15 protein-coding genes and 1 pseudogene are annotated in these 15,632 nt (G+C 62.3%); 12 read left to right on the forward strand and 4 right to left on the reverse strand.

Going from position 1 to position 15,632, the window contains the following annotated elements:
- Window positions 1-180 (forward strand): annotated as a pseudogene (locus NCT04_RS24625) (Crp/Fnr family transcriptional regulator); the annotation flags it as partial.
- A gap of 18 nt (window positions 181-198) precedes the next feature.
- Here NCT04_RS24625 and NCT04_RS24630 read toward each other — a convergent pair.
- Window positions 199-1,260: an Ldh family oxidoreductase gene (locus NCT04_RS24630; RefSeq protein ID WP_250468122.1), complete on the reverse strand. Its 1,062-nt coding sequence runs from the start codon at window positions 1,258-1,260 to the stop codon at window positions 199-201.
- 363 nt (window positions 1,261-1,623) lie between these two features.
- Here NCT04_RS24630 and NCT04_RS24635 point away from each other — a divergent pair, with 363 nt between their 5' ends.
- The 10 genes from NCT04_RS24635 (at window position 1,624) to NCT04_RS24680 (ending at window position 12,919) form a co-directional block, all read left to right on the forward strand.
- The gene (locus tag NCT04_RS24635) at window positions 1,624-2,718 is read left to right on the forward strand and encodes a sugar ABC transporter substrate-binding protein (protein WP_244831890.1); all 1,095 of its coding nucleotides are present in this window, start codon (window positions 1,624-1,626) and stop codon (window positions 2,716-2,718) included.
- Window positions 2,719-2,790: 72 nt separating this feature from the next.
- Window positions 2,791-4,365 carry a sugar ABC transporter ATP-binding protein gene (locus NCT04_RS24640; RefSeq protein WP_250468123.1) on the forward strand — a complete coding sequence of 525 codons (1,575 nt, stop codon included), beginning with the start codon at window positions 2,791-2,793 and terminating at the stop codon, window positions 4,363-4,365.
- Between the two features lie 11 nt (window positions 4,366-4,376).
- On the forward strand, window positions 4,377-5,396 hold the full coding sequence (locus NCT04_RS24645) for an ABC transporter permease (protein ID WP_250468124.1): 1,020 nt from the start codon (window positions 4,377-4,379) through the stop codon (window positions 5,394-5,396).
- Window positions 5,397-5,418: 22 nt separating this feature from the next.
- The gene (locus tag NCT04_RS24650) at window positions 5,419-6,870 is read left to right on the forward strand and encodes an aldehyde dehydrogenase family protein (RefSeq protein ID WP_250468125.1); all 1,452 of its coding nucleotides are present in this window, start codon (window positions 5,419-5,421) and stop codon (window positions 6,868-6,870) included.
- A gap of 13 nt (window positions 6,871-6,883) precedes the next feature.
- On the forward strand, window positions 6,884-8,413 hold the full coding sequence (xylB, locus tag NCT04_RS24655) for a xylulokinase (RefSeq protein WP_250468126.1): 1,530 nt from the start codon (window positions 6,884-6,886) through the stop codon (window positions 8,411-8,413).
- Window positions 8,410-9,111 carry an HAD-IA family hydrolase gene (locus NCT04_RS24660; protein WP_250468127.1) on the forward strand — a complete coding sequence of 234 codons (702 nt, stop codon included), beginning with the start codon at window positions 8,410-8,412 and terminating at the stop codon, window positions 9,109-9,111. Before xylB ends, NCT04_RS24660 begins: the two co-directional genes overlap by 4 nt.
- On the forward strand, window positions 9,111-9,956 hold the full coding sequence (locus NCT04_RS24665) for a MurR/RpiR family transcriptional regulator (RefSeq protein ID WP_244831884.1): 846 nt from the start codon (window positions 9,111-9,113) through the stop codon (window positions 9,954-9,956). The genes NCT04_RS24660 and NCT04_RS24665 overlap by 1 nt, the downstream gene beginning before the upstream one ends.
- 20 nt (window positions 9,957-9,976) lie before the next feature.
- On the forward strand, window positions 9,977-10,741 hold the full coding sequence (rpiA, locus tag NCT04_RS24670; protein ID WP_250468128.1) for a ribose-5-phosphate isomerase RpiA: 765 nt from the start codon (window positions 9,977-9,979) through the stop codon (window positions 10,739-10,741).
- The gene (locus tag NCT04_RS24675; protein ID WP_250468129.1) at window positions 10,738-11,499 is read left to right on the forward strand and encodes an SDR family NAD(P)-dependent oxidoreductase; all 762 of its coding nucleotides are present in this window, start codon (window positions 10,738-10,740) and stop codon (window positions 11,497-11,499) included. Before rpiA ends, NCT04_RS24675 begins: the two co-directional genes overlap by 4 nt.
- A gap of 31 nt (window positions 11,500-11,530) precedes the next feature.
- Window positions 11,531-12,919, forward strand: coding sequence for an FAD-binding oxidoreductase (locus tag NCT04_RS24680; protein ID WP_250468130.1), 1,389 nt, complete (start codon window positions 11,531-11,533; stop codon window positions 12,917-12,919).
- Window positions 12,920-13,326: 407 nt separating this feature from the next.
- On the opposite strand, the gene NCT04_RS24685 is transcribed toward NCT04_RS24680, so the two are convergent.
- Entirely contained in the window at window positions 13,327-13,587 is a 261-nt protein-coding gene (locus tag NCT04_RS24685; RefSeq protein ID WP_250468131.1) for a PAAR domain-containing protein, read from the reverse strand.
- A 224-nt stretch (window positions 13,588-13,811) separates the two neighbouring features.
- On the opposite strand from NCT04_RS24685, the gene NCT04_RS34770 reads away from it, so the two are divergent.
- On the forward strand, window positions 13,812-13,892 hold the full coding sequence (locus NCT04_RS34770) for a SymE family type I addiction module toxin (RefSeq protein ID WP_250468134.1): 81 nt from the start codon (window positions 13,812-13,814) through the stop codon (window positions 13,890-13,892).
- A 43-nt stretch (window positions 13,893-13,935) separates the two neighbouring features.
- On the opposite strand, the gene NCT04_RS24695 is transcribed toward NCT04_RS34770, so the two are convergent.
- Both NCT04_RS24695 and NCT04_RS24700 read right to left on the reverse strand, forming a co-directional pair.
- Window positions 13,936-14,319, reverse strand: a complete 384-nt coding sequence (locus tag NCT04_RS24695) for an immunity 50 family protein (protein WP_250468132.1) — start codon at window positions 14,317-14,319, stop codon at window positions 13,936-13,938.
- A gap of 8 nt (window positions 14,320-14,327) precedes the next feature.
- Window positions 14,328-15,632: RHS repeat-associated core domain-containing protein (locus NCT04_RS24700; RefSeq protein ID WP_250468133.1), on the reverse strand; the 1,305-nt coding region annotated here is incomplete at its 5' end.

Genomic DNA, 15,632 nt, shown 5'->3' on the forward strand with positions numbered 1-15,632 from the left:
ACGGAAGCCGCAGGCAAGCTGCACGACGCAGGTCTGATCCATCACAGCCGCGGCTGCATCAAGGTGCTCGACCGCGCTGGTCTCGAAGAGCGCGCGTGCGAATGCTACGGCATCGTCAAGCGTGAATTCGACCGGATGCTGCCGCGCGCCGCCCGCCAGAACGAAGCGACGTTTGCCTGAACGACGCGTCTCACGCGGTCAGTCGCGCGCCACGATCTTCACGTTGGCTTCGGCGGCGACCGCGTCCAGCCCGGCGATGGTATCGGCGGGCAGCCACAATCCTTCTTCGAGTTGAGTCTGCTGGGCGCGCGTTTCCTTCTCGCCCGGATAGAACACTTCGTCGACACCCTCGGCGAGCGGCGCGGCCTTGAGCGCTTCCACATAGCGCTCCATACGCGCGTTGAACTCGGCGAGCGGCTGAAATGCGGCGACATTCAGCGCGATCATCAGATGCCCCGCGCGGCTGCGATTCACCGGATCGTACGGACCGTGCACGTCCGTCAGACACCCGCTGCCCGAGAGGACGCCGGAAAGCACGTCGACCATCGTTCCGATGGCATACCCTTTGTGCTCTGCCATCGGCAGGATGAAACCCTTGAGGCCTTCCACAGGGTCGGTCGTCGGGCGGCCGCGTGAATCCACGGCCCAGCCGAGTGGAATCGGTTCGTGACGCATCTGCGCGAGAAAGATCTTGCCGCGCGCGACGCCCGAGTTCGCCACGTCCATCACCATCGGTTCATAACGTCCGGCGGGCGCGGCCACGGACCACGGATTGGTGCCGATCATCTTCTTGAGCCCGCCCCACGGCGCCATGTTCGGGCCGCCGTTGGTCATGCACAGCATGATGCAGCCGTCGTTCGCCGCCATCCGCGTGAAATACATGCACGTGCCGAAATGATTCGAGTTGCGCACCGATACCGCGCCGATGCCATGCGCCTTCGCGCGGCGGATTGCGTCGAGCGTCGCCGCGCGTCCCACCACCGGACCTATGCTGTCGCCGCCGTCCATGACCGCGACGGCGCCTGCATCGACGGGAAAACTCAGGCTGGTCGACGCCTTCATGGCGCCCGAACGCAACCGCGCGTAGTACCAGCCGAGCCGCAACACCCCATGCGACTGATGACCCCAGAGGTCGGCCTGCACCATTGCATCGGCGGCGACGTGCGCGTCCTCGGTGTTCGCGCCCACGCTTCTATAAACCTCGGCGACGAACGCGCGCAAGGCGTCCGGATTCACGCGATAACGCGTGGCGTCGTTCATGTGGTGTCTCCTTGAGTGAGCAAGCGTGCTGGTCTTATCTCTACCAGCTTCAGCTTTCGCGCGCCCTGATGCCTTCGTCGGCGAAATGAAGGGTTGCCGTAGTCCATTCGCTCGACATCATGTCAAAAAATAGTAACGCTACGTTTGCAACGGACACTTTATTTGCGCTGAAAATTCGCCGAAAGGCTTGCTGCATATAGTATTGCAGCGCGTCAGCTAGTAAACCCTATCTTGTCGCCCGCCCACAGCGTTTTGTATATTTTGTTTGTATTACTACGGTCAAAAAGAAATTTACTACCTGACCCAAGGCGCAAGTCCCGTGGCGAATGTCGCTGCCATATCGGTGTTGAGGAGACAACAACTATGGAAGAAGCACTGGAAGTCGCATCGCGTAGAAAGTTCCTGGCGGGACTTGCCGCCACGGCCGGTTCGGTCGCGCTTTCGTCGGTCTCGGGCAAGGCTTTCGCCCAGCAGAAAGTGTTCGTTCCTTATAGCAACAAGAGTCTGGATTACTACTTCTTCGCCACGCAGCAGGAAGCGGTGAAGCGCGCCGTCGAAGCGAAGGGCTGGACGTTTCAGGCCGTCAACGCCAACTTCAGCAACACGACGCAGCTCGAACAGTGGAACAGCCTGATGTTGAAGAACCCGTCGGCGATCATCGCGGACCCGATCGACAGCCAGGCTATCGTCAGCGTCATCAAGAAGTACAACATGAAGAAGATCCCCGTCGGCATTATCGATACCCCCGCGCTCGGCGGCGATGTCGCGGTGACGGTGGACTTCGACAATCATCAGGGCGGCATCATGGCGGCGGAAGCCATTGTCGGTCTGCTCAAGAAGAAGCACGGGTCGGCGAAAGGCTCGGTGCTCAACTGCTACGGCGCGCTGCAATCGGTGGCGTGGCGGCTGCGCAAGGAAGGCTTCGAGGAGACGATGAAGAAGTATCCGGACGTCAAGCTCATCAGCCGTCCGACCGAAGGGCTTCTGAAGAACATGTTGTCCGTCACGCTCTCGACACTCTCCGAGTATCCCGATCTCGACGCCGTCCACGCGCCGAGCGATTCGCCCGCGCGCGGCATCGTCACGGCCTTGCAGCAAAAGGGCAAGTGGAAGAAGGTCGGCGAGCAGGGACACGTGATCTTCGTGAATATCGACGGCGAGCCGGCCGCGCTGCAATGGATCGCGGACGGCTACATGGATGCGGTGGTTTCGCAAGACCCGATCGCCTACGCGCAGATCACCGTCGACATGCTCGACAAGTATTCGCTGAAGGGCCAGCCGGTGCCGCTCGGGCCGTATCAGAACAGCCAGTACTTTTGGGAGAAAGCGCAGATCACCAAATCGGAGACCGGCCCGAGTCTCGTGATCCAGCCGTTTATCGTCGATGCCTCCTCGGTGAAGGACAAACGCCAGTGGGGCAACATCGCCTATAACGAATGGGGACTGCGTTACTCCTGATGCACCGGTGATTCACGTTGAGCAGGGCGGCGCGCGAGCTTCGCGCGCCATCGCCAAACGGAGGTTCGCTTCATGGCGGATATGAGCAGCAACGAGTACATCCTGAGAACGCACGATGTCGTCAAGCGCTACAAGGCGGTAGTCGCGCTGGATCGCGTGTCGGTCAACATCCGGCGCGGCACCATTCACGGTCTGCTCGGCGAAAACGGCGCGGGCAAATCGACGCTCGTGCGGCTCATTTCCGGCCAGACGGCGCCGACCGAAGGCAGCATCACCTTCGACGGCGAGGACATGCAAGGCTCGGACGTCAAGCAGATGGAAGCGCGCGGCGTGTTCCTCGTGACGCAGGAACCGATGATCGTCGACTCCATGTCGGTCGCCGACAATCTCATGCTGGGCCGCTGGCCGGTCAAGCGCGGCCTCTTGAAACAGGTGGACCAGCGCGCGCAAATGCAAAGCGTCGAGATCGCGCTCGAAGGAACGGGTTTCGATCCGCGCATGCCCGCGCGTTTGCTGTCGGCGGTCGCCAAGCGCAAGCTCAACATCCTGCGTGCGCTGCATAGCGGCGGCAAGCTGCTGATTCTCGACGAACCCACGACCGCGCTGACGCTCGCCGACCGCGAGCATCTGTTCGACTTCATGCGCAGCCTGAAGGCGCGCGGCGTGACCTTCGTCTTCATCTCGCATTACAACGAAGAGATTCTCGATATCTGCGACGGCGTCTCCGTGCTGCGCAACGGCAAACTCGCGGGCGAGCACGACGACCTCTCGCAGATCGACTCCGACGGCCTGTCCGAACTCGTGATCGGCCGCGACGTGCCGCTTTTCTATCGCGACCGCGAAGCCACCCGTGCACGCGGCGCAGGCGACGCGGCGGGCGCCGCGTGGCTCGTCGAAGACCTGGTCGCGCCGGGCGTGGACGTGGAGCGCTTCTCGATTGCGCCGGGGGAGATCGTCGGCTTCGCGGGCTTGCCGGGGTCGGGCGCGAAGGAGTTCGCGCTGGCGCTCTTCGGCCTGAATCGCGCAAAAAGCGGTCGCGTCTCGCACGACGGCCGCACAAGCGTCATGCCGAATCATCCGGGTCCGGCGTTCGAGCGCGGCATCGCGTATTTGTCGGACGACCGGCATCGCGATGGCCTCGTCGGTCTGCAGAGCATCGCGCACAACATCACGCTGTCGAGTCTCGCGGATGTCTCACACGGCGGCGTGATCGACGCGGGCGCGGAACGTCACGTCGTCAAACGCTATTTCGAACACTTTCGCGTGAAGGCGGCCACGCCCGAAGTGCTGCTCGGCACGCTCTCGGGCGGCAATCAGCAAAAGGTGTGTCTCGGCCGCGTGCTCGCCACGTCGCCGCGCCTTCTGATTCTCGATGAACCCACGCGCGGCATCGACGTCGGCGTGAAGGAAGAAGTCCACCGAATCATCGATACGCTGACGCGCGAAGGCCTCTCGGTGATCGTCATCACGAGCGATCTCGACGAGATGGTGCGCATGGTGGACCGCGTCTGCGTGTTCGTGGGCGGGCGCATCGAGCGTGAATACACGGGCGCGCAGATCGAGAAGGACGCGATCCTGCAATCGGCGTTCAACGTCGAAAGCGCGTCGGTACAAACCGAGCCGGAACCGCTCGCGAGCCAAACATGAGGAGAGAGTCCATGCAATCAGGTAGCGATATCACGCCGGCGCCGGCCACGTTGTCGAAGGCGGGCGCGGCGCCGGGCACGAAGCGCAGCAGAGCGGGCGTGCAGTGGGTCTTTCAGAACGTCGTGTGGCTCTGGCTCGCGGCGCTCGTGATCGTGTTCGGCGTACTCAATCCGTTCTTCTTCACGCTCTCGAATCTGCAGAACGTGCTCGTGCAGGCAACCGTGCTCGGCTTGCTCGCGCTCGCGGTTTCGTTGCCGCTGATGGTCGCGGAGATCGACCTCTCGATCGCCAGCAACATGGGCTTTTCGGCGGCCATCGGCGCGATCGTTTCGACGCGGCTCGGCTTGTCGCCCGCTGTCGGCGTGCCGGTGGGCATCGCGGCGGCGACGGCTATCGGTTTTTTCAACGGCATGTGCGTGACGCGCCTCAAGATGGTCTCGCTGATCCAGACGCTCGCCGTGATGATCGTGCTGCAAGGCTCGCTGCTTGCGGTCACGCAGGGCAACACCATCTCCGATATGTCCGCCGGCTATATCTGGATCGGGCAGTACACCATCAACAACTGGCCTGTCATGCCTATCGTGTTTCTCGTCGTGCTGCTAGGCATGGGCTTTTTGCTGCGCAAGACCGTGCTCGGACGTTATCTGTATGCGACCGGCGGCAACGCGCTCGCGGCCAACTCGGCGGGCATTCGCGTGAATCGCGTGAAGGTGATCGCCTTTACGTTGTCGGGCTTTCTTTCGGGCGTCGCGGGCTATCTGCTTGCCGCGTGGCAAATGGCCATTACCTCGGATCAGGGCGAAGGCTTCCTGCTGTATGCGATTGCCGCGCCGATCATCGGTGGCGTGAGCGTGTTCGGCGGACGCGGCGGCGCGCTCGGCATTCTCGGCGGCGTGCTGCTGCTCACGGTGATCCACGTTGGTCTCGCGATCACCGAAGTGCCGTCGTTCTACGTGCAGATGATCGGCGGCATTCTGATTTTCGTCGCGGTGGCCGTCGACGCGATCCGCGTCAACTTCGTCTCGCAATAAACGCATTCACCACTTTTTCGCCATGACAGAACCACGACACTGCGAGATGTATATCGATGGACGCTTCACGAAAGAAAGCGTGAGCGAATGGATCGACGTAACGAATCCGAGCACGGAGCAAGTCGTTTCCCGCGCGCCGGATGCGAGCCAGGACGTGATCGATTCCGCAATCGAAGCCGCCTCGCGCGCGTTCAAAACATGGCGGCGCGTGAATCCGTTCGAACGCTCGCGCCTGCTGCACGCCATCGCCGACGAAATCGCGAAGGACGAACGCGCCATTGCCATGTCGATCACGGTGGAAATGGGCAAGCCATTGGCCGAAGCACAAGGCGAAGCGCGCAAACTCGCGAAGGCGTTTCACTATTACGCGGAAGAGGCGGTGCGTATCTATGGCGAAACCATTCCGAACGAAGAGGATGGCTTCGTCAGTTTCGTGGAGAAGGAACCGGTCGGCGTGGTCGCGGCCATTGCGCCGTGGAATTATCCGGTCGAACTGATCGGCTGGAAGCTCGCGGCTTCGCTGGCGGCGGGTTGCACGATCGTCGTGAAGCCTTCCGAGTACACGCCTTCGAGCGCGGAAGCCGTGTTTCGCTGCGTGGATCGCGCGGGCTTGCCAGCGGGCGTCGCCAATCTGGTAATGGGCGCGCGCGAGGCGGGCAAGCGGCTCGTCGGGCATCCGCGTATCGATAAGGTGGCGTTCACGGGTTCGGGCACGGCGGGCGAGGACATCTATCGCACGGTGCGCGGCATCACAGGTCTGTCGCTGGAACTCGGCGGCAGTTGTCCGCTCATCGTGACCGCGCATGCCGATATCGATCTCGCCGTCGCGGGCACGTTGCGGCGCGCGTTTCGCAATGCCGGGCAAATCTGCATCTCGATCAATCGCGCGTATGTGCAAGAGTCGGTCTACGACGCGTTTCTCGCGCGGCTAACCGAAGGCGCGAACAAACTCGTCGTCGCCGATGGCGTGGCCAACGAACGCGCGGATATCGGACCAATGGCCACGCGCGCGGGCGTCGTCAAGGTAGAGCGGCATCTGGACGACGCACGCGAGCGCGGCGCGCGCATTCTCTGCGGCGGCGGGCGTCCTTCCACGCTCGGTTCCGGCGCGGGCTTGTTTCTCGCGCCGACCGTCATCGCCGATGGCACGCCCGAGATGCTCGTCATGCACGAGGAAACCTTCGGCCCGGTGATCGGCGTTGCGCCTTACAAGACGCTCGACGAAGCCATCGATGCAGCCAACGGCACGCCCGCCGGACTCGCGGCCTATGCGTACACGGAGCACGTCAAGGAGAGCTTCACGCTTTCGCGCGAACTCGACTTCGGCAACGTCGCCATCAATCACGTCGATGCGGGCATCATGAACGCGCCCTACGGCGGCCGCAAACAGAGCGGCACGGGCTACGAGCACGGCCGCGAAGGCATGGAAGGGTATCTGCATCTGAAGCACGTGCGTTTGCGACACGGCGCCTGAGCGGAGAGCGACGATGGAACGCTATCTTCTCGGCATCGACGTGGGGACGTCCGCGTGCAAGGTCATCGCGGTGGATGGCAACGGGCGCGTGGCGGCGAAGGCGCTCGCGTCTTACCCGCTCGTCTCGCCGCGTCCGGGCTGGGCGGAACAAGACCCGGAGCACTGGTGGCAGGCCACGCAAAGCGCGCTGGCCGAAGTGCTCGCCGCGCTGCCGGATCGCCGTGCGGTGGCGGGTATCGGCCTGTCGGGTCAGATGCATGGTCTCGCCGCGCTCGACGAAGCCGACAACGTGCTGCGCCCCGCGATTCTCTGGTGCGACCAACGCGCGGCGCCCCATTGCGATGAGATCACCGCGCGCGCGGGCGGTCTCGACGGCTTGCTTGCGATGGTTCAGAACCGCATGCTGCCGGGTTTCACTGCGGGCAAGCTCTTGTGGATGCGCGAGCACGAGCCCGAACTCTTCGCGCGCATGAGGCGCATGCTGAACCCGAAGGATTATCTGCGCCTGCGCCTGACGGGCGAACATATCACCGATGTTTCCGATGCATCCGGTACCGGCCTCTTCGATGTAAAGCGCCGCGCCTGGTCGCAAGCGCTGCTCTCGCTGCTCGACCTGCCCGCGAGCCTCGTGCCGGAGGTCGTGGAATCGACCGAACGCGCGGGCGTCTTGCGGCTTGAGCTTGCGCAAGCGTGGGGCCTGTCCGCCGATACACCCGTCTTCGGCGGCGGCGGCGATTCGGTAATCCAGACCACGTCGATGGGCGCGATCGATACCGGACCGCTCGGCGTGACCATCGGCACGGCGGGTATCGTCGCGGGCGGCATGCGGGAGTGTCCGGTGGCGACAGGCCAGTTGCAGATTTCGTGCGGCAACGCGCCGGGCCGCTGGCATGTGATGGGCGTGACGCTGTCGGCGGGCGGCGCGTTCGAATGGCTGCGCGGTGCGCTAAGACGCATGACGTCCGCGCTGTCGTTCTCGGAGATGACCGATCTTGCCAAAGCCGCCGCGCCCGGATCGGACGGCTTGCTGTTTTTGCCTTATCTGCTCGGCGAACGCTGTCCGCACGTTGCCGCCGACGGCCGTGCCGCGTGGATCGGCCTCACCTCGATGCACGACGCCTCGCACCTCGTGCGCAGCGTCATGGAAGGCGTTTTGTTGAACATTCGCGCCATCGCGGCGCTGGGGTCAAGCGCAGGCCTCGCCTGCGACGAAGTGCGGGTGTCCGGTGGCGCGACCGCCGAGCCCTTCTGGCTGCGCCTGCTTGCCGACGTGCTGCAACGCGAAGTCACCACTGTCACGGGCGCGTCGGAGGGCGGCGCATACGGCGCGGTGCTCGCGGCTGGCGTGGGCGCGGGCTGGTGGACCACGCTCGACGAAGCCGTCAGCACCTTGCGCGTGACGGAGCGCATCAGTCCCGACGCGCGACTCGGGCCGCTCTACGACGCACGTTTCGAAACCTTCCGCACGCTGTACGACACGTTGCGCCCGGTCTATGAGCGTATCGCAGCCGAACCCGCCTACCCGGAGAGCACCAACCGATGACCGTCAATCTCGCGGAAGTTCCTGTCGATGCCATCGTGTTCGACCTCGATGGCACGCTCGTCGACACGGCGCCCGATATCGCCAACGCGGTGAATCGTCTGCTCGCGACGCATGGCCTGCCGCCGCAGACGGTGAGCTTCGTGGCGCAGTACATCGGCGAAGGGTCGTTCGGGCTGATCGACAAGTTGTACAAGGGCTTGGGTCTCACGCTCGATCATGATCGCGTAAGCGCCGACGTCGAAGCGTATTTGTCCATTTACAAGCAGCACCCGGTTGGCGAAGCGACCGTGTACGCCGACGCGCTCACCGCAGTTCCCGCGCTGCATGCGGCGGGCATCAAGCTCGGCGTATGCACGAACAAGGCACAGCATCTGGCGCAGGCGGTGCTCGCGCATTTCGGCATCGAGCAGTACTTCAGCTCGGTGATCGGAGGCGATATGCTTGCACAGAGAAAGCCGCATCCCCGGCATCTGCTCGCGACGCTCGAAGCGCTCGACGTCGCGCCCGAGCATGCGCTCTATATCGGCGATACGCGCATCGACGCCGAATGCGCCGAACGTGCGCAGGTGCGTTGCCTGATCGTCAACTGGGGCACGGGACCCGACGTTCCCGTTGCCGAGGATGCCCGGCTCGACTCGTTCGCCGATCTAGTAACAAGGTGCGCCGCGCTCAATGCGTCGCGCCTGCCGGGAGCCTGATGAGAAACGACCTGTTGCGGCGCATTGCGCTCGAACACCCTGCGCTGACGGGCGCGACCTTGCGTATCGCCGATGTCCTGCTGGGCGCGCCCGAAGCCGCGCTCAAGATGAGCATGGCCGAGTTGTCCGAAGCGGCACAGACGAGCGACCCGACCGTGGTGCGCTTTTTCCGGCGCTTCGAGTGCGCGGACTATCAGGACTTCAAGGTGCGTCTGGGCCAGGGTCTGATTCCGCAAGCGCCCTTCGATTACGAAGCGATCACCAACGCCGACGCGCCCGAGAACGTCTGCAACAAGATCATCAACAACTCGCTGCACGCCATTCAGCGCTTCGCCAAGGATGTCGATGCGAGCGCCATCGAGCGCGCGGCCAAGTATCTGATCGAGGCGAAGGGCATCTTTCTGTTCGGCCTCGGCATCTCCGAAACCATTGCCTTCGATGCCGAGCACAAGTTCTTTCGCTTGGGGCTGCATTGCCGCGTAGTGCTCGAAAGCCAGCGTCAGTTGCTGCTCGCGCCAACCTTGCGCAACGACGAAGTGGCCGTGTTCTTCTCGCATTCCGGCTCGACCAAGTCGCTCGTGATGGCCGCCGCCATGGCCAAGGGCAAGGGTGCAATCACCATCGCCATTTGCGCGCCCGGCTCGCGGCTCGCGCAGACGTGCGATCTGACCATTGCCGTGCCCGCCTATGAGAACACCGAGCTGTACACGCCGCTCACGGCGCGGATCAACCATCTGCTCGTGGTGAACATGCTCGTGGCGATGCTCGGCCTCGCTCAAGGCCGCGAGTTGCCCGACAATCTCGCCGCGCTCGACCCGTGGTTCACCGACAAATTCATGGACTAAGCAAGTCAACGGAGACGCAATTGGCTACGTATATCGAACCGGGCTATGCCCAGCTCAAACCCGCATCGAAACAGGACGAAGCAAAACTCGTTTCTGGCAACAAGGCGGTCGATCACTATCTGAAGCCGGGCATGAAGGTGGGTCTCGGTTCGGGCACGACCTCGCACTGGTTCGTGCGTGCGCTCGCGCCGCGCGTGAAGGACGGGCTGGATGTCGTCGGCGTGCCGACGTCGAACGCCACGCGCGAGCTTGCGCTCGAACTCGGTGTGCCGTTGACCGATCTAGGGCAGATCGACCGGCTCGACGTGACTATCGACGGCGCGGACGAGATCGATCATCAGGGCAGCATGATCAAGGGCGGCGGCGCGTGTCTTCTGTGGGAAAAGATCGTGGCGGCGGCATCGCGCAAGATGGTCGCTGTCGTCGACGATAAGAAAGTCTTCGATACGCTCGGGCGCTTTCCCTTGCCTATCGAGATCATCCAGTTCGGCTGGCAGAGCACGGAGCGTTTGCTGCGCGATCTGTTCGTCTCGGCGGGCTTCGACGAAAGCGTGCGTATCGAGCGGCGCGTGAAGAACGGCGAACTCGTCGTCACCGACAGCGGCAACTGGATTCTCGACTGTCATCTCGAAGCCATTCCCGAGCCGCTCGCGCTGTCGCCGCGCTTCAACGCCATTCCGGGCGTGGTCGAACACGGCCTCTTCACCGGCATTGCAAGCGAGATGATCGTCGGTCACGCGGATGGCACGGCGGATATCGTCGTCTTCGAAGGAGCGCGCACATGAGTTCGACACTGGATGCCTTCCGTCTGGATGGCGATGTCTGCGTGGTGACGGGCGCGGCGCAAGGCATCGGCTTCGCGATCGCGACAGGCTTGAAGAGCGCGGGCGCGACGGTCGTCGTCGCGGATCGCGATGAAGCGCTCGGACAAAAGGCCGCGCAGGAAATCGGCGGCACGTTCGTCGCACTGGACGTGACGGATTCATCGTCTGTCGATCAAGCCTTCGATACCGTCGTCGCGCGTCACGGCAAGCTCGACGTGCTCGTGAACAACGCGGGCATCGTAAAGAACGCCTCCGCGCTCGAAACCGACGATGCCGCCTGGCGCGCGGTGCTCGCGGTCAACCTCGACGGCGTGTTTTATTGCTGCCGAAGCGCCGCGCGGCACATGACGCGGCAGAAGTCCGGGCGCATTGTGAACATCGCGAGCATGAGCGGGTCGATCGCCAACAAGCCGCAGCCGCAGGCGTCGTACAACGCATCGAAGGCGGGCGTGATTCATTTGACGCGCTCGCTTGCGGCGGAATGGGCCGCGGATGGCGTGCGCGTCAATTCGATATCGCCGGGATATGTCGGCACCGAACTCACGAAACGCGGCTTCGAAAACGAAACGTGGCGCAAGGTGTGGATCGACGGCACGCCGCTCGCCCGCATGGCGACGCCCGATGAAATCGCGCCCGGCGTGGTGTTCCTCGCTTCGCGCGCGAGCGCCTTCGTGACCGGTTCGGACCTCGTCATGGACGGTGGCTACACTGTCTGGTGATCCGCAAATACAGCATGGAGACGAGCATCAAATGACCGCACGCGAAGCAGTGAGCGCCTTGCGCGAAACCCTTGGCGCGGAAGTCGTCGCGTTGCCCGAAGAGTTCGGCGACCGGCGCGTCGTGGACTGGAGCGGGTTGCCGGGCGCGACGCCTTCGGCCATCGTCCGGCCGCGCAACACGGAGGAAGCCGCCAAGGCGCTCGCTCTCTGCACGAAATACAAGCAGGCGGTCGTTACGCAAGGCGGGCTCACCGGGCTCGTGGGCGGCGCGAACGTGCTGACGGACGAAGTCGTGCTCAGTCTCGACCGCATGAACCGCATCCTCGAGATCGATGAAGTCTCCGCGACCATGACGGTGGAAGCGGGCACGCCGTTGCAAGTGGTGCAGGAAGCGGCGAGCGCGGCGGGCTTTTACTTTCCGCTGGATCTCGGCGCGCGCGGCAGTTGTTCCATTGGCGGCAATCTTGCCACCAACGCGGGCGGCAACCGCGTCATCAAGTACGGGATGATGCGCGATCAGGTACTCGGCGTCGAAGCGGTGCTGGCGAGCGGCAAGGTCATTGGCGACTTGAACAAGATGATCAAGAACAACAGCGGCTATGACTTGCGGCATTTGTTGATCGGCAGCGAAGGCACGCTCGCGATCATCACGCGTGTCGTGCTGCGATTACGGCCGAAGCCAACGGCGACCGCCACCGCGTGGTGCGGCTTGCCGGACTTTCGCGCGGTGACCACGCTGCTGACGCGTGCGCAGGCGGGGCTGGCCGCGGGGGTATCCGCGTTCGAAGTGATGTGGGCGGGTTATCACGATGCCGTTATCGGCAACCTCAAGAACCTGCGCGCGCCGCTCGCGGATGCGCATCCGTTCTACGTGCTGCTGGAGAGCGTCGGCACCGATCCGGTCCGTCACGGCGATGCCTTTGAAGAGTTTCTCGGCGCGATGCTGGAAGACGGCGTGGTGACGGACGCCGCGATTGCGTCGTCGGAAGCGCACGCGCGCGACTTCTGGTCGATTCGCGATGCGCCCGGCGAGTATCAGCGCTTCATTCCGAATCACGCGGCGTACGACGTGAGCTTTTCGATCGCGCAGGTGGGCGATGCCGCGCAGAAGTGCGAGGCGCGTCTGCGCGAACGCTGGCCGCAAGCGCTCGTCCTGACGTATGGGCATCTTGGCGATGGCAACATTCATATCGTCGTGGACGTGCCGGGCATGGGCAAGCACGATCACGACGAGATCGACAGTGTGATCTACGACGTGACGCGCGAGTTCGCGGGATCGATTTCGGCCGAGCATGGAATCGGCGTGAAGAAGCGGCACTTCTTGCCGCAGAGCCGTCGCGAGACCGATCTCGAAGCCATGCGCGCGATCAAGGCGGCGCTCGATCCGGATGGGATTCTCAATCCGGGGAAGGTGATTTAGGGCTTTGTTTGGCAGTTCAGGCGGTGGTTTGGGCAGATCCGGCGAATCGGTTATCTTGCCCCGATCGCAATTAATACGTTCGACGTGATTCCGCCGTTTAGCATGAGCGTGAAGAATGGCTACTCGGTGCCATGAAGTCGCTCGGGTCTCTCGGTCGTGGATGCAGACTTATCGGCTTCCAGCAGTTTTGGCGGTCGTGAGTCGTAGTGGCAATCTTCTGGGGCCTGCTTGCCGACCTTGCGAGCACTGAGCGTTCGTTTGGGTCGCGCTCGTAGCGTGTCTCGACACCGGCTTCCGTTGATGCCGCCGGCCGGCCGGCATCGTCCCGCGGAAATAGTTGATGTTGCGCACGTAAAACCCGGTCTGCTCGTACCTGCCCGAGCGCGTGATCTCACGCTCAGAGCTAGTCAATCAATCGAGCCATGATCGCCCAAGGCAATTATTTGACTACCGCACGCTGTCAGATGGCCATCCAGCGCAACGTGTTCGCCGTTGGTGTCGGTTAGCAAGTCCGAGCCTTGAATGATGGGATTGACGCCGTGTTCGGGACATGACACGAGATCGCCCACTCGTGCGCCTTTGCGTCCGTCGATGTCCATCGTGTCTGATCCGGTGATGATGCGGCCGCCGTGGGTGGTGCTGTCGCCTACGCATGCAATTGATGTCATTTTGTCTCTAACTTAGATCAAGAAAATTGTTATGGTTGGCATAGTGATTGAGGCATTGAATGACTTCCTCCGTGGCCGCATTTGGCTTTTGCTTATGGGCTAAATCAACAACCGCCTGAAAATTTTCACCAGGGTAAAGATGGGCGAGGCTGCGGTCGTTCACTTGGTCTGGCAACGTCCCGAGCCGCCGCTTTATTCGTGGCTCAAGTTCGCCGGGGCGATGGATCGAGTACGCCGGATTCAAAGCGGGGCAGCGCGTTAAGATCAATGTGGAACATGGGCGATTGACTATCACAGCCGAATGAACGAAGGGGCCGCAATGCGGCCCCTTCGTTCATTCCGATGAAACTATTCTCCATCAAGATAGACGGTCGGACCAGTGAGCGAAACAAACTGGCAAAGGAACTTGATTTTTAACGAGTCTCCAATAATTCGAACTTCGTACCCACCCTCTGTTTTATCGATGCAGAGACACGCTATATTTCGTGTGTTCCATCCAGATATTTGCAGTTCACTAACGACGGCACAGTGAATTCCTACCCGACACCGATTGAAGTTCTTCCACTTTTCCGGAGGACGATCAGGAACTTGATCAATAAGATCAAAGTTCGCTATAAACACCTTTCCGTCCCTTTTCAGAGAGATGTCGAATAAATCAATCTTCTCTGTCGTCGGGCTGTAGCTGAAGACCCGACGTAACAACTCTGCACCAGCGAGATCAACAAGATTCACGGTTACTCCTAAAACGAATAATGGGCTTGAGTGCCGGAAACCTTACCCGTGCGTGGATTTGAACATGGCCTCACATTGAAGTGAGGTCCCTGATCTCCCACACCTCCTTCGCCATAGTAATGGCCAGCGCCATGATCTTGAATCAAGACCACGCTCCCATCAGAACGAGTGAATTGATACTCTCTTGTCCAGATCGGTTGATTGCTCTTATCGAGCACCGGCGACCCGTCTGAGCCTGTCATCATGACCTGATTATATGGACTCATCTGGCCAGTTTTCTCGTTAAGAACTCGGTCAGGCTGCTGACTTAACGGAATCCCCAGATCACGCTTCGCTTGGCGGAATGCGCCCTTACGTCCAGGGCATGGGGTTAGGCCAAGCGGGTCGATCCATCGCGCCGGGTTGCCGTTGGCGTATTGGTAGACATTGATTCCACCCGCTAACCCAATCGGGTCCTTGCTGATGAATCTTCCACTGCTCGGATCGTAGTAACGGTTTCGATTGTAGTGCAGCCCCGTCTCTTCATCGACATACTGCCCCTGAAACCGGATCGCGTTATCCGTCTCAGCCGGGTCTTCCTTACCATAGGGCGCACCCTTTCGCCCGCCCCACGCCTTATAGCGCGCAAGCCAAACCACCTTGCCAGACTCATCGAGCAACTCCTGCGGCGTGCCCAGATGATCGTTCTGATAGAACACCGTCGCATGCTTCGACTTCGCGGGCACCTGCACAAAACGCCCGTCCGTGCCAGTGGCGAGGAACGCCGGTTCGACCAGCTTCTCATCGAGCCGCGCCAGCGGCACGAACGTCCCCGGCTCATGCAGATAGAGCGAGGCGCGCATCCACTGGTACTCCGCGTCGAGCGTGTGCATGCGCTGCGCGACCGGTAGCGAGTACGCGTCCTGCGCATCCTCCCGCACCATCGCGTACCGCGCATTCTCCGATCTGCGCTCGAAGCCGCGTTCACGCAGCAACGCCTCGAAGCGCTCTTCCATCAAGAGCACGTCGCCATCCCACGTGAAGACCGTCAGTTCGGCGGGGCCGCTTGCGTGCTGGAGTTCCTTGGCAATGCGCCGGCCAAACGCGTCGTAGGAGAACCGAACCACGAGTTCGGGCTTGGGCGGGCTGTCGTCCCGTGGCGCATGGTGGCTGCGTTCCCACGGCGCGGGCGGTCGCGCATAGCGGCTGGCCTCTATTAGCCGGTTCTGTTCGTCATATCGGTATCGCCACGGCGCGTGAGCGCCGCCCGATTTCGTGATCAGATTGCCGCGCTCGTCGTAGTCGTAGCTCGTCGAGTCCAATTCCCTCAGTAC

This window comes from Caballeronia sp. GAFFF2 (assembly GCF_023631485.1).
Taxonomy (GTDB): Bacteria; Pseudomonadota; Gammaproteobacteria; order Burkholderiales; family Burkholderiaceae; genus Caballeronia.

Excerpts from the sequence above, each read along its gene's own strand:
- NCT04_RS24680 (WP_250468130.1), top strand. The coding sequence starts at position 11,531 with ATGACCGCACGCGAAGCAGTGAGCGCCTTGCGCGAAACCCTTGGCGCG.
- NCT04_RS24660 (WP_250468127.1), top strand. The coding sequence starts at position 8,410 with ATGACCGTCAATCTCGCGGAAGTTCCTGTCGATGCCATCGTGTTCGAC.
- NCT04_RS24685 (WP_250468131.1), bottom strand. The coding sequence starts at position 13,587 with ATGACATCAATTGCATGCGTAGGCGACAGCACCACCCACGGCGGCCGC.
- NCT04_RS24640 (WP_250468123.1), top strand. The coding sequence starts at position 2,791 with ATGGCGGATATGAGCAGCAACGAGTACATCCTGAGAACGCACGATGTC.
- NCT04_RS24675 (WP_250468129.1), top strand. The coding sequence starts at position 10,738 with ATGAGTTCGACACTGGATGCCTTCCGTCTGGATGGCGATGTCTGCGTG.
- NCT04_RS24635 (WP_244831890.1), top strand. The coding sequence starts at position 1,624 with ATGGAAGAAGCACTGGAAGTCGCATCGCGTAGAAAGTTCCTGGCGGGA.
- NCT04_RS24650 (WP_250468125.1), top strand. The coding sequence starts at position 5,419 with ATGACAGAACCACGACACTGCGAGATGTATATCGATGGACGCTTCACG.
- xylB (WP_250468126.1), top strand. The coding sequence starts at position 6,884 with ATGGAACGCTATCTTCTCGGCATCGACGTGGGGACGTCCGCGTGCAAG.
- NCT04_RS24645 (WP_250468124.1), top strand. The coding sequence starts at position 4,377 with ATGCAATCAGGTAGCGATATCACGCCGGCGCCGGCCACGTTGTCGAAG.
- NCT04_RS24630 (WP_250468122.1), bottom strand. The coding sequence starts at position 1,260 with ATGAACGACGCCACGCGTTATCGCGTGAATCCGGACGCCTTGCGCGCG.
- NCT04_RS24665 (WP_244831884.1), top strand. The coding sequence starts at position 9,111 with ATGAGAAACGACCTGTTGCGGCGCATTGCGCTCGAACACCCTGCGCTG.